The sequence below is a fragment of the Pseudarthrobacter sp. BIM B-2242 genome, assembly GCF_014764445.1.
Lineage (GTDB): Bacteria > Actinomycetota > Actinomycetes > Actinomycetales > Micrococcaceae > Arthrobacter > Arthrobacter luteus_A.
This window is the reverse complement of record NZ_CP061721.1, coordinates 1,377,889-1,390,592: the sequence shown is the minus strand read 5'-3', so window position 1 is coordinate 1,390,592 and position 12,704 is coordinate 1,377,889. Positions and strand designations below refer to the sequence as shown.

Below are 12,704 nucleotides of genomic sequence, written 5' to 3'. Positions count from 1 at the left end.
AGGTCTCATCCGGCCCTTGCCGGGTGCATGCAAAAGGGGCGGCCACCGAAGTGGCCACCCCTTTGCGGATTCGACTAGGAGCCGACGCGGAAACGTGCGAAGGACGTGCCCTTGACGCCGGCCTCTTCGAGAACCTGCGCCACGGACTTCTTGGCATCCTTGGCGAATGCCTGGTCTACCAGGACCTCGCCCTTGTAGAAGCCCGTAACGCGGCCTTCCACAATCTTGGTGAGTGCTGCCTCGGGCTTGCCCTCAGCCTTGGCGGTCTCTTCGGCGATACGACGCTCGGACTCGACCAGCTCGGACGGAACGTCTTCGCGGGTCAGGTAGTTCGGCGACATGGCGGCGATGTGGACTGCAACGTCGTGTGCGGCGGTTGCAGCGGCTTCGCCTTCACCGTCGACAGCGAACAGGACGCCGACCTGGGCCGGGAGGTCCTTGGAGGTCTTGTGCAGGTAAGCGTCGACAGTGCCGCCCTCGATGCGGGAGATCCTGCGGACAACAACCTTTTCGCCCAGGATTGCGCCCTCTTCGACGACAACCTCGGACAGCGGCTTGCCGTCAACCGTGGTGGCGAGGAGGGTGTCGAGATCGGCAGCGCCGGACTCCACAGCAACCGTCAGGACCTTGTCGGCCAGCTGGATGAACTTGTCAGCCTTGGCAACGAAGTCCGTCTCGCAGTTGACCTCGATCATGACGCCAACGCCGTTGCTGACCTTTGCGGCCACGAGGCCTTCAGCGGTGGAGCGGCCTTCGCGCTTCGTAGCGCCCTTGAGGCCCTTGATGCGGATGATCTCGATGGCCTTTTCGGCGTCGCCGTTGGCTTCGTCGAGTGCCTTCTTGACATCCATCATGCCGGCGCCGGTGCGCTCGCGGAGAGCCTTGATATCAGCGGCAGTGTAGTTCGCCATGTGAACCCCTCTGTCTAGAAAATTTATGTGGTGTACGGACCGACAGGATGGCGGCTCACCGGGTGAGCCGCCATCCTGTCAGTGATCCGGCGCTGCGGGCAGCACCGGAGAATCCGGGATTTACTTGTCTTACTTGTCCGCGTCGGCGGCGGGCGTTTCCTCAGCAGCCGGAGCAGCCGGGGCTTCCTCGGCAGCCGGAGCGGCAGCTTCCTCTGCAGCCGGAGCGGCAGCAGCCTCTTCGGTCTTGCTGCCTTCGAGGAGTTCGCGCTCCCACTCAGCCAGCGGCTCTTCCGGAGCCTCGGTGGTGCCGGTTGCACGCTGGTTGCGGGCGATGAGGCCCTCGGCAACGGCGTCGGCGACAACGCGGGTCAGCAGGTTTACGGAGCGGATGGCGTCATCGTTGCCCGGGATCGGGAAGTCGACTTCGTCAGGATCGCAGTTGGTGTCCAGGATGGCCACAACCGGGATGTTCAGCTTCTTGGCCTCGTCAACGGCGAGGTGTTCCTTCTTGGTGTCCACGATCCAGAGCACGGAAGGTGCCTTGGTCAGGTTGCGGATACCGCCGAGGTTGGTTTCCAGCTTGGTCAGTTCACGGCGAAGGAGCAGCAGTTCCTTCTTCGTGTACGCGGAACCGGCGACGTCGTCGAAGTCGATCTCTTCCAGTTCCTTCATGCGCTGGATGCGCTTGGAGACGGTCTGGAAGTTGGTCAGCATACCGCCGAGCCAGCGCTGGTTCACGTAGGGCTGGCCCACGCGGGTAGCCTGCTCAGCAATTGCTTCCTGGGCCTGCTTCTTGGTGCCGACGAAGAGAACGGTGCCGCCGTGTGCAACGGTGGCCTTCACGAACTCGTAGGCGCGGTCGATGTAGGACAGCGACTGCTGAAGGTCAATGATGTAGATGCCGTTGCGCTCCGTGAAGATGAAGCGCTTCATCTTCGGGTTCCAACGGCGGGTCTGGTGTCCAAAGTGGACGCCGCTGTCAAGCAGCTGGCGCATAGTTACGACGGGCATGCCGGCGCTCCTTCCGGCAGGTCATTCATGAGAAAGCCTCGCGGCCCTCTTACCCTGCCAATAGTTGACGGTTGATTAGCGTGGCCCAGGGCGGGCCGTGCTCCTGGCATCCCTTGCGACTCTCATCAGGACCGGGGTCCTGACCGTAAGAGGCGCAATCCTCCTCAACTAAGCCGGGGCTCTAGAATTGGAGGTCTGGATGCGCGTAGTCAGTTGCTGCTCCCCCGCATTCCTGAATGAGGCGTGCCGACGCAAACGCGTTGAGGGCACAGCAAACTGCTCCACCAAGTGTACTACAGGCGCCGATATTCCCAGGACAGCCTCCGCCCGTCCGGCCGCCGTTTTCCACATGGCAGCACCGGGCACTCGCGGTAGCCGGCCGGCAGCGGAATGCTGGGCGGATGACAGCTAATCTTGTGCTTGCCGCCGTCCTGCTGCTCCAGGCAGTCACGGTTCCCCAGGCATCGGCTCCGCGCCCGGACTGGGACTGGCCGCTCACGCCCAGGCCTGCAGTGGTGCGGACCTTCGACCCGCCGGACAAGCCGTGGATGAGCGGGCATCGCGGCGTGGACCTTGGCGCAGCGCACGACGGCGTCCCGGTCACCTCGCCTGCGTCCGGCACTGTGAGTTTCGTCGGCGTGGTGGTTGACCGTCCCGTGATCACCATCGATCACGGCGGCGGGCTGCGCAGCAGCTTTGAGCCCGTGGAGAGCACCCTAACGGCCGGAACCGCCGTAGCGAAGGGCGAGGTCATCGGAACGCTTATGCCGGGTCACTGCGGCGCGCTGCACTGCGTCCACTGGGGGGTCAGGCGTGGCGATGACTACGTCAATCCACTGGAATTCGTCATCGACCTCCGGCCGTCGATCCTCCTGCCGGTCACCGCAGCGGTTCCGCTCCGGCTGCCCTAGACGATGGCTGAGATTCCGGTGATGGCGCGGCCGGTCACCAGCGTGTTGATCTCGTGGGTTCCTTCGTACGAGTAGATGGCTTCCGCATCGGCGAAGATCTTGGCCATTTCGAAGTCGGTCACGATCCCGTTGCCGCCCAGGAGGCTGCGGCCGATCGCCACGCTTTCCCGCATCCGGGCGGTGGTGAATGCCTTGGCCAGGGCAGACTGCTCATCCTTGGCCTGGCCGGCGTCCTCCAACTGGGAAAGCCTGACCATCATGCCCATCGAGCTGACGGCGTTGCCCAGGATCTGCACCAGCTGGCTCTGGACCAGCTGGAAGGAGGCCAGGGGGCGGCCGAACTGGTGGCGTTCCACGGCGTAGCGGCGGGCAACATCGAACGCGGCGAGCTGCTGCCCCACTGCCTGCCAGGCCACGGCCAGCCGGGTGACCTTGAGGACCTTGTTGGTGTCGCGGAAGCTGTTGGCGCCGGCAAGTTTGAAGAAGTCGGGGACCACAACGTTGTCCAGCGCGATGTCGGCGTTCTGGACGGTACGGAGTGAGATCTTGTTTTCAATCTTGGAGGCACTGAAGCCGGGCAGCGTTGTATCAACCAGGAAGCCCTTGACCTGATTGTCGGCAAGGTCGCGGGCGTAGACGACCACCCAGTCGGAGAAGGTGGCGTTGCCAATCCACCGTTTGGCGCCGTTGAGGATCCAGGTGTCGCCGTCGCGCTGCGCCGTGGTGCGGGTGCCGCCTGCCACGTCGGAGCCGCCCAGGGGTTCAGTGAGGCCGAACGCACCGATCTTCTTCAATGAATAGATGTCCGGGAGCCAGGCGTCCTGCTGTTCCTGGGAGGCCAGGGCCTCGATGGATCCGGTGAAGAGTCCGTCGTGGACGCCAAGGAAGGTGGCGATGGAAGTGTCCGCACGCGTGGCCTCGGCGTGGACGAGGCCGGCAAACAGATTCGAATAGCCCTGGCGCCGCACCGGACTGACAAGGTCGATTTCAGCCAGCTTGGGGATGAGGTCCATGGGGAATTCGCCGCGGTTCCAGCAGTCGACGGCGATGGGCCGGACTTCGCGGGAAAGGAAGCCGCGGATTTCGGCCAGGCGGTCCTGCTCCTTGCCCGTAAGCAATTGCTCGAAGGCAAAGAAGTCACCGTCGGCATATGGAAGATCGTTGATGTCAATGGATTTCTTGGCCATGGTTTCCTCGCTCGGGATCAGTTCTGGCGAACAGAACTCCGAGGATCACGAACCCCGGAGTTCAGTAAGTTACTGGTGAGTAACTTACCGCAAGGACCTCTTCCCCGCAACGGTGGGTGGATGCGGCAGGAGGCCTGAGACCTAACTTGGGTAAGGTCAGGATTGCAAGGACGCTGGGATCATTTGCTTGGGGGAATGGACATGACTGACCCACGCCGCGAGGCCATCCTTATCCGTCGCCCGGATGAGTCTGGTTTTGACGACAGGACCTCCGACGTCGTGGAATGCGTTGCCGGCGCAGATTACACCTACCTCACGTTCCAGCCGGCCAAGGGAAGTCCGAAAAAGTACCGGTACTCCACCCGGAAAATTCTGGTTCTCAGCAATCCCGAAAGGCAACGCCTCGGCGATAGGGACTGTGTCAGCGTGCGGGGCCAGTTCGTGCAGGGAGTGACGGAAGTCTGGCGCTTCGATGGTCCCGGCCAAACCTGGTGGCGGGTCTTTTCACTAAACGGCGGGCACGAGACACATCAAATGTGCGTGCAGGACGAGTTCGCCATAGTTCCGGCCGCTGAGCTTCCACCCGCAGCTTATGACGTCCTCAACTACTGGCACGACGTCGTTTCCCACCTGGAAACGAAGGATCCTTTGCGTCCGCTCTATGAAAAGTTCAGGACGGTTCCGCAGGGAAGCGTCCTGGATCTGTATCTTCGCGGAGCGGCTCCTGATGCCTCGGCTGATCCTGGCGAGCTCATCTTCCCGTTCTCTACAAACCTCAGCCAGCGTGAAGCCCTCAGAAAAGGCCTCACCCACCGTATATCAGTGATCGATGGGCCCCCGGGAACGGGCAAGACGGAAACAATACTCACCCTGGTGGCCAACATCATCCGCACTCCAGGAAAAACAGTGGGCGTTGTATCCTCCAACAACGCTGCGGTGAGGAACGTCCGCGACAAACTCACAGCCGAAGGGCTCGGCCACGTCGCAGCAGACTTGGGGAACAACGAAGTCAAAGTCAATTTTTTCACCGGCGACCACCCCGGCAACACAGAGGTGCAACGCAAGGCCGGCAGGACACCTGTACCGCGGCCTGCCGCAGGACAGATTTCAGACCTCGACGAGCGAGTCCAGCACGCGCAGACCACGGCCAGGGAGCTGGCCACGCGTCGGCAGGAGCTGGCTGCCTTCAAACTGGAGCGGCGTCACTTCGGCCAGCACATCGGCAGCCACGATCTGCCACCACTGCCAGCCTTGGCCATCCTGCAGCGGCCGTCAGTCCGTATCCTCGAATTCCTGGCCGAGACAGCGTCCGTTCCGGCCAATGAAAGTCCGTTCCAGAGACTTTTTCGCCGCGTGAGGGGGCGATTCCGGTACGGTCCAACCAAACACATCGATCCCTATGACACGGACGTGGTACTCCGCCTCCAGGCCGCCTTTTACGACAAGCGGATTGCGGAACTCGAACAGCAGGTCCTGCAGCTGGAAAGGCAAAGCGACCAGAACCACGCTCCCGGGCTCGACGGCGATCTGCGGCGGCTGTCGAGGCAGGCGCTGGATGCCAGCCTGCATGAGCGTTACGCCACGGGAGGGTCACAAAGTTATTCGGTGGGGAGCTACCGCCGGCACTTCAGCGCTTTTGCCCATGACTACCCGGTCATACTCAGCACCTGCCACTCCCTGCCCGGCAGCATCCCTGACGGCTTCCTGCTGGACTACCTGATCATTGATGAAGCGTCACAAGTGGACCTGCTGGTTGCCGGCTCTGCGCTTTCCCGCGCTCGGAACCTCATTGTGGTGGGCGACCTGCAGCAACTCCCCCACATTCCCAAGCCGGATGCAGCCCAGCGTGCCCGGCCGTCACCGGCGGCCAGTTATGACTATGAACGGCACAGCATTCTGTCCTCGATCATCGAACGATTCGGCACCGGCCTCCCCCGGACCATGCTTCGGGAGCACTACCGCTGCGACCCTGCCATCATCGACTTTTGCAACAAGAAGTTCTACGGCGGCCAGCTGATCCCCTTCACCACCAGCGATCCGGGCAATAGGCCGCTGGTAGTGGTACGGACCGCCCAGGGAAACCACATGAGGCAACATGCCGGTGGCCGCACCAATCAGCGGGAAGCGGATGTCATTGCCGAGGAGGTGCTGCGGAAATTCTGTTCGGACACGGACCCCGAAGACATCGGCGTGGTGACCCCGTACCGGCTGCAGGTGGACAAAGTGGCAGCAGCCATCGTCAATACCATCCAGGCTGACACAGTCCACAAATTCCAGGGCCGCGCCAAGGACGTCATCATCATGAGCACAGTCCTGGACGAGACCAGGAACGGACGTTTCGGGGTTCAGTTCGTGGACAACCCGCACCTGGTCAATGTGGCGGTTTCCCGCGCGGTCAAAAGGTTTGTCCTGGTGACGAATTACGACATGCTGCCGGCCAGCCGCCATCTCCGCGACCTGATCCGATTCATTCAGTACCAAGACCCCGAACACGGCGTGTTCGACAGCTCAGTCCTCTCCGTGTTCGATCTCCTGTACAAGGAGTACTCAGCGGTGCTGGGGCCCTTGGCTGCCCGCCTTCACACCACGTCCAAGTTCGCTTCAGAGAACATCGTGTGGACCTTGCTCCTGGACATTCTTGCCGAGGACGCCCACACGCATCTGGCCGTTGCCCAACAGGTGGTCCTGCGCAATCTGCTCCCGGACCTGTCCCGGCTTACGCCCCGGCAGGCGGACTATGTGAGGAACCGCGCCACAATGGATTTCGTCATCTACAACCGGATTACCAACATGCCCATCCTCGCGGTGGAAGTGGACGGCTTCGCCTTCCACGAAGCTGACCCCCTGCAAAAAGTCCGGGACGGCCTGAAGGATGCGATCTGCAGCGCGCACAGTATTCCGCTCCTGCGGCTGCCTACCACCGGGAGCGGGGAAGAACCGCTCATCCGTAACAGGCTTACGGCGGTGGACATCTGACTGCCGGGATCTGACCCGGCATGCCTATTAACGTTCGTAGGGCTACTCGGACTTGAACCGAGGACCTTAGGATTATGAGTCCCGCGCTCTAACCAGCTGAGCTATAGCCCCATGCCCATGACTGAACGGATCCGGAAGGACTTCGGATTCAGCAGGGCAAAAACACTCTAGCAAACGGGGACGCCGCATCTGACCACCGCTGCTGCCTGGCACGCCAGGTCGACGGCCGCCTGGCCACCGATTTGCCCGCCCTTAGACCACTTTGTCTTCGAAGCTGGCGCCGCGGTAGAGGTCCTCGAAGGTCTGCAAAGTGCCTTGGATGCTGTGCGGTTCCACCATGCGCCGGCTGGCCTGGCCCATCGCTGCGCGCTCCGACGCGGGCAACTGCAGGATCCGGGTGATCTTGGCTGCGAGGTCGTCGCTGTCGTTAGGGGTGAAAAGGTAGCCGTTCTCGCCGTCGCGCACGAGGTGCGGCAGCGCCATGGCGTCCGCGAGCAGGACCGGCGTGGAGGCCGACATGGCTTCCAGGGTGACCAGGGACTGCAGTTCGGCAGTGCCGGGCATGCAGAACAGGTCCGCCTTGATGTAGGTCTCCCGGAGTTGTTCATCACTGGCCAGTCCAAGGAACCGCACCCGGTCCTCGAGCCCAAGCCGTTTGGCTAGCGCTTCGAGGGATTGACGGACTTCGCCGCCGCCGACGATCTCCAAGTGAACATTCAACTCGGCAGGAGTTTTGGCCACCGCGTTAATGAGGACGTCGATGTGCTTTTCCTCAGCCAGCCTGCCCACAAACACCACGGTCGGGTTCGCATGCGGTTCGATGACCTCGCCGGGCTGCAACTCATAAGCGGCCGAGTCGATGCCGTTGGAGAGGGGCAGGACCTTGCGGAGGAAGGCGTGCTGGTGCATGGCTTTCGCGGCCAGCGGCGTGGGCGTGGTGACCACATCCGCCTGGCCCATGACCTTCCCCATGTCCTTCCAGGAGATCTTGCCGATGATGTCCTTGAACCACTGCGGGAAAGGCAGGAACGGGTTGAGGTTTTCCGGCATGAAGTGGTTGGTGGCCACGATCCTGATGCCCCGCTTCACAGCCTCATACAGGACGTGTTCGCCAATCATGTAGTGGCTTTGGATGTGGACCACGTCAGGCTTGACCCGGTCAAACAGGAGGCTGATCTCCTTCTTGATTTCCCAGGGCAAACAGATGCGGAAGTATTCGTGGGTGAACACGCCATGCGAGCGGAGGCGGTGCACTGTTGCCTCGGTGCGGAACTCAGTGAAGCTGGCTCCGTTGTCCGCACGGCAAGCCAGGACATTCACGTTGTGGCCGCGGCCGGTCATGCCCTTCGCCAGACGGTAGCTGAACTGCGCCGCCCCGTTGATGTGGGGCGGATACGTATCCGCGGCGATCAAGATGGTCAGGGGGCGCTGGTCAGAGGGCGTTGTCACGTTGAGAGCTCCTGAAGGTCACGGTGCGGGCACCTGACGCTGAGACACCGGTAGCCGCATGCGCGGTAGCACGGGGCCTCGTGGTGAAAGTCGGTTTGTTCAAAAACTGGCTGGGTCAAGACTTGTTGGTCGGAAATCGGTTGAGACTACTGGACATGGCTTGTTGGTGAGACAGGCTAGTGGGACGCCCTGCCTGCCGCCTTCCGCGCATCTTTCTTGCGCTTGGTGACCTCAGGGTGGTGCCTGGAAAGGGCGATCACCCCCACGATAGCAAGGGAAGCTGCCGTGGCCATGGCAATCGCCATCACGGCGTGGACGTCAGGGCGCAGCTCACCCAGGATCACGATCCCGATGGCGATCCCCACAATCGGATCGATGACTGTCAGGCCGGCGATAACCAGATCAGGCGGGCCGCCCGAGTAGGCGCTTTGGACGAACCAGGAGCCTAGCCCGCCGGCTGCGGCGATTGCCACCACCGAATACCACTGGACGTTGAGCAGGAACAGCCCGTTCGGGTCCAGCAGGTGTTTGCCGATGATCCGGGTCAGCACCGCCACAAAGCCGAAGAGAACACCGGCGCCGAGGATGTAGACAAATGCACTCATGCGGTGCCGGAACATCACCGCCAGGGTCCCGAAAACCCCGACAGCCAGGGCAAGCAGCAACACAATGGTGAGCTCATCCTCCTGATTTACATGATGGTTTTCCTGGGTCACGTTCACGGCAAGGAGAACAAACAGGGCGGACCCGGTCACGCACGCGGCGATGGACACCATGGTGGCGCGGTTGATTGTGATGTCCTGGTCGCGGGCGTTCACAACGGTGGTAATGACCAGGGCGATCGCCCCGATGGGCTGCACCACGGTCAGCGGCGCAGAAACCAGCGCCACTGCGTTCATGGCCATTCCAAGGCACAGCAGGAGCAGCCCGACCACCCACCGCGGATTGCGCAGCAGGCGCAGGAACCCGTTGGAACTCAGCGCGAGCCCACCGGTATCGGCCTTAACGGCACTCCCCTGCTTCTGCGCTCCCAAGGCAAGGCAGAACGCCCCCAGCACCGCCAGCAGGACTGCCACCCACACCATCAGGCGCTGCCGCCGTCGTGCTTTGCGCCATCCTGCTGCACGCCGCCCTGATGTGACTGCATTCTGCCCTTTCGCAGAATGGCCCAGAAATAGTTGTAGGCGGCAATCCAATGACCGGCGAGTCCGAGACCCAGCACGATCCAGGCGGCGATGAACAGCGGCTCCCCAAAGGGAGTATCCAGCCGGGAGAGGACCAGCATTGGAGTGCCCAACAGCAGGAGACCGGTACGGACCTTGCCGACCCTGCTCACCGGCAGATCGGGATGGCCCCGGAAATAGAAGAGTGTCAGGACCAGGAGCACGGCGTCTGGAACCAGGAGCGCGGCAAGGTAGAGCCAGTGGACGACGCCGGCGATCACCAGGGTGACTGCTACGGCGATCAGTGCGAGCCGGTCAGCCAGCGGGTCCATGACCCGGCCCAGCTTGGACGCCTGGTCGAAACGGCGTGCCACATAGCCGTCAATCCAGTCGGTGCCAGCCATGACTGCCAGGACAACAACGGCGATCCCGTACTCCTGTTGCGCGAGAACCAGCCAGATGAACAGCGGTACGCCCATAAAGCGCAGCACCGTGAGGGCGTTGGGGATGGTGAAGACGCGGTCGTGATCGATCTGGGGGCGGCCGGGACGCGCGCCAGCGCCGATGAACCTCACTCCGCTCCCCTCCTCACAGCACTGCGTGGACGTGTTGGTCAGTTATGGATTCCGAAGCAGCCTGCGCAGCAGCACCACAAAAACAGTGGCAGAAGCCACGAGAGCGGCCAGGGGCTTCCAACGGAGGCTGGCACCTTCAGCGGACTCGGAGAACGCTGCGAACTTTTGACCGGCCGCGTTCTTCCCGTGGTCGAGCACGGCCTTGCCCTCGCCGAGCTTTACCTTGGCCGCGCCCACAAGGAAGTTGACCTGGGGTTTGAGGTCCAGCTCGGTGTCCAGCTCGTCACGGACTTCGGCGATGTGGCGCCGCCGCTGGTCCAGCCTGCGGTGGAGCTCGGGCTCGGACGCGTGCGGGAACTCCACCTTGTGTGCCTCTTCCTTGGCTTCCTTCTCAGCCTTGGCCTTCGCTGCGGCCTCGGCCTTGGCAGCCTTGGCTGCTTTTGCCTCCGGGCTGGCCGGATCCAGGATGGCGGCATTGAAGTCCGAACCTTCCTTGGCAATGCCGAGGTCATGCTTGATCCCGCGAATGGTCTCCTCCGGCATCAGGGGCATCGCCTTCTTGAACTTCCGGAGACCGATCAGCCCGCCGATGAGGGCGATAACCAGGAACACGGCGCAAACGATCAGCGCGGCCAGCCAGGCGGGCATGATGGTGGCCAGGCCCATGATAGCGGCAACGATCAGGCCAACAACCAGGAACGCCACGAACACCAGCGCGACAGCGAAAAAGGCTGCCGCCACTCCCACCTGGACGCCCTTGCGCTTGAGCTCTACCTTGGCAAACGCGATTTCGTCGTTCAGTTGGCGGGGCGCCAGGCGAAAGAGTAGTTTCAGCGTCTTGGGCAGTGCGGTGATACGCAATCCCTGGCTGGTGCGCCCGGTGTGACGTCCGCTCATCGGTTCCCGCCTTACTTGTTGCTGGTCTGCTGTTTTATCGGTCCGGCTTCGTCTACGGGAGCGTGCGCCAGCACGGTCCCGCCCCCAAAGCTATCATTCAGGGTCAGGCCAAACTCCCGTGCCGGCCCAACGGCGCGCTTGCAATCCCATAACGAGTGACCTGCCGGGGCCTAGGATTGGTCTCCGTGACCACACCCCTCAATCCGGGCGATTCCCTGACCCGCCGCCGGAAGTTGCTGTACATCCTCCTCCTCGGTGCCCTTACCGCTTTGGGGCCCTTCACGATTGATCTGTATCTGCCGGCCTTCCCGGCGCTCGAAGCCAGCCTGGGAGTGTCAGAGGCACAGGTCCAGCTGACCCTGGCCGGCACCACCGTAGGCTTCGCGCTCGGCCAGCTGGTGGTGGGCCCCCTCAGCGACAAGTTCGGCCGGCGCCTCCCGCTGATCCTGGCCACTGCCCTGCACATTGCCTCTTCGCTGGGAGCGGCCCTGTCCACCGACATCGCCACGCTGGGCCTCTTCCGCGTTTTGATGGGCGTGGGCGCGGCCGGCGGCGGCGTGGTGGCCATGGCAATGGTCCGCGATCTGTTCTCCGGTTACGCCATGGTACGGATGTTCTCACGGATGGCCCTGGTGAACGGACTCGCACCGATCCTTGCACCGGTCATCGGATCCCAGCTGCTACTCGTGATGCCCTGGCCCGGCATCTTTGTGTTCCTGGCCGGTTACGGCACCCTGGTGATCACTGCAGCGCTCTTCCTGGTCCGGGAAACCCTCCCGCCCGAAAAGCGCGGCCAATCCGGCATGACTGCCGGGCAGCGCTACAAAGTCCTCTTCACGGACCGGATCTTCGTGGGCCTGCTGGTGGTGGGCGGCATGAACTTCGCCGGCCTCTTTACCTACCTGTCCGCCTCGCCGTTCCTGTTCCAGGACATTTTCGGTTTCTCGGCGCAGGAGTACGGCCTTTTGTTCGGGATCAATTCCCTGGGCATCGTGGCCGGCGTCCAGATCAGCTCCAGGCTTATCCGGCGGGTCCCGCCCCAGTGGATCCTGGCCTGTTCCACGGCCTGGATGTTCTTGATGGCCCTGCTGATCGTGATTTTCGACCAGGCCGGACTGGGGCTGTGGGGCGTGCTTGTCCCGCTCTGGCTTTACATCATGGGTACGGGCTTTACGTTCCCGTGTGTGCAGGTGCTGGCACTGTCCAGCCACGGAGCCCAGGCCGGCACGGCTGCCTCGCTCCTAGGAGCCGCGACCTTCATGATGGCGGGGCTGATCTCACCGGTGGTTGGCTGGCTGGGAATCACGGGCTCCACTCCCATGGGCGCCGTCCAGGCCGCGTGCATCCTGGTGGCCATTGCCGGTCTGTGGCTTATCGTGCGGCCACGGACAGTCCCGTCGATCCAGTGAGCCGCACACCGCACCGCAACCCCCGGGGACTGTTCCTCGGGGCAGTGCTGGGCGCCGTCGCCGGCTATTTTGCCGGCCGGATGGTCGGCAGCCCTGCAATGGGGATTATCCTCGGCGCCCTCGTCGGTTCGGCGCTGCTCTATCGGGTGAACCCTGGTCCCTGGAACCGGAAATAAGTGAACCCACGGGTTTAGGCTCAGCCCCGGCGCAGACGG

The 12,704-nt window shown here is 62.8% G+C and carries 11 protein-coding genes and 1 tRNA gene; 4 read left to right on the top strand and 8 right to left on the bottom strand.

Annotation, left to right across the window (positions count from 1 at the left end; all coding sequences use genetic code 11):
* Positions 1 to 74: 74 nt before the first annotated feature.
* Entirely contained in the window at positions 75 to 911 is an 837-nt protein-coding gene (tsf, locus tag IDT60_RS06380; protein WP_164201224.1) for a translation elongation factor Ts, read from the bottom strand.
* Between the two features lie 129 nt (positions 912 to 1,040).
* The gene (rpsB, locus tag IDT60_RS06375; RefSeq protein ID WP_164201226.1) at positions 1,041 to 1,922 is read right to left on the bottom strand and encodes a 30S ribosomal protein S2; all 882 of its coding nucleotides are present in this window, start codon (positions 1,920 to 1,922) and stop codon (positions 1,041 to 1,043) included.
* Between the two features lie 401 nt (positions 1,923 to 2,323).
* On the opposite strand from rpsB, the gene IDT60_RS06370 reads away from it, so the two are divergent.
* The gene (locus IDT60_RS06370) at positions 2,324 to 2,833 is read left to right on the top strand and encodes a M23 family metallopeptidase (protein WP_164201228.1); all 510 of its coding nucleotides are present in this window, start codon (positions 2,324 to 2,326) and stop codon (positions 2,831 to 2,833) included.
* Here the strand turns inward: IDT60_RS06370 and IDT60_RS06365 are convergent.
* Positions 2,830 to 4,020 (bottom strand): acyl-CoA dehydrogenase family protein, encoded by a 1,191-nt coding sequence (locus IDT60_RS06365; protein ID WP_164201230.1) that lies wholly within the window; start codon positions 4,018 to 4,020, stop codon positions 2,830 to 2,832. The genes IDT60_RS06370 and IDT60_RS06365 overlap by 4 nt on opposite strands.
* 201 nt (positions 4,021 to 4,221) lie before the next feature.
* On the opposite strand from IDT60_RS06365, the gene IDT60_RS06360 reads away from it, so the two are divergent.
* Entirely contained in the window at positions 4,222 to 6,996 is a 2,775-nt protein-coding gene (locus IDT60_RS06360) for an AAA domain-containing protein (RefSeq protein WP_164201232.1), read from the top strand.
* A 37-nt stretch (positions 6,997 to 7,033) separates the two neighbouring features.
* Here the strand turns inward: IDT60_RS06360 and IDT60_RS06355 are convergent.
* The 5 genes from IDT60_RS06355 to IDT60_RS06335 all read right to left on the bottom strand — a co-directional run bounded on the left by IDT60_RS06355 (position 7,034) and on the right by IDT60_RS06335 (position 11,080).
* Positions 7,034 to 7,107, bottom strand: a tRNA-Ile gene (locus tag IDT60_RS06355).
* A gap of 141 nt (positions 7,108 to 7,248) precedes the next feature.
* Complete coding sequence (locus tag IDT60_RS06350; protein ID WP_191081305.1) at positions 7,249 to 8,445, bottom strand: glycosyltransferase; 1,197 nt, start codon at positions 8,443 to 8,445, stop codon at positions 7,249 to 7,251.
* A gap of 176 nt (positions 8,446 to 8,621) precedes the next feature.
* Positions 8,622 to 9,530, bottom strand: coding sequence for a DMT family transporter (locus IDT60_RS06345; protein WP_164201236.1), 909 nt, complete (start codon positions 9,528 to 9,530; stop codon positions 8,622 to 8,624).
* Positions 9,530 to 10,183 (bottom strand): CDP-alcohol phosphatidyltransferase family protein, encoded by a 654-nt coding sequence (locus IDT60_RS06340; protein ID WP_191081304.1) that lies wholly within the window; start codon positions 10,181 to 10,183, stop codon positions 9,530 to 9,532. The genes IDT60_RS06345 and IDT60_RS06340 overlap by 1 nt, the downstream gene beginning before the upstream one ends.
* 42 nt (positions 10,184 to 10,225) lie before the next feature.
* Positions 10,226 to 11,080 (bottom strand): phage holin family protein, encoded by an 855-nt coding sequence (locus IDT60_RS06335; protein ID WP_191081303.1) that lies wholly within the window; start codon positions 11,078 to 11,080, stop codon positions 10,226 to 10,228.
* Positions 11,081 to 11,265: 185 nt separating this feature from the next.
* Between IDT60_RS06335 and IDT60_RS06330 the strand changes: the two genes are divergently transcribed.
* Positions 11,266 to 12,489, top strand: a complete 1,224-nt coding sequence (locus tag IDT60_RS06330; protein WP_191081302.1) for a multidrug effflux MFS transporter — start codon at positions 11,266 to 11,268, stop codon at positions 12,487 to 12,489.
* On the top strand, positions 12,486 to 12,665 hold the full coding sequence (locus IDT60_RS06325) for a hypothetical protein (RefSeq protein ID WP_191081301.1): 180 nt from the start codon (positions 12,486 to 12,488) through the stop codon (positions 12,663 to 12,665). Before IDT60_RS06330 ends, IDT60_RS06325 begins: the two co-directional genes overlap by 4 nt.
* Positions 12,666 to 12,704: the final 39 nt, after the last annotated feature.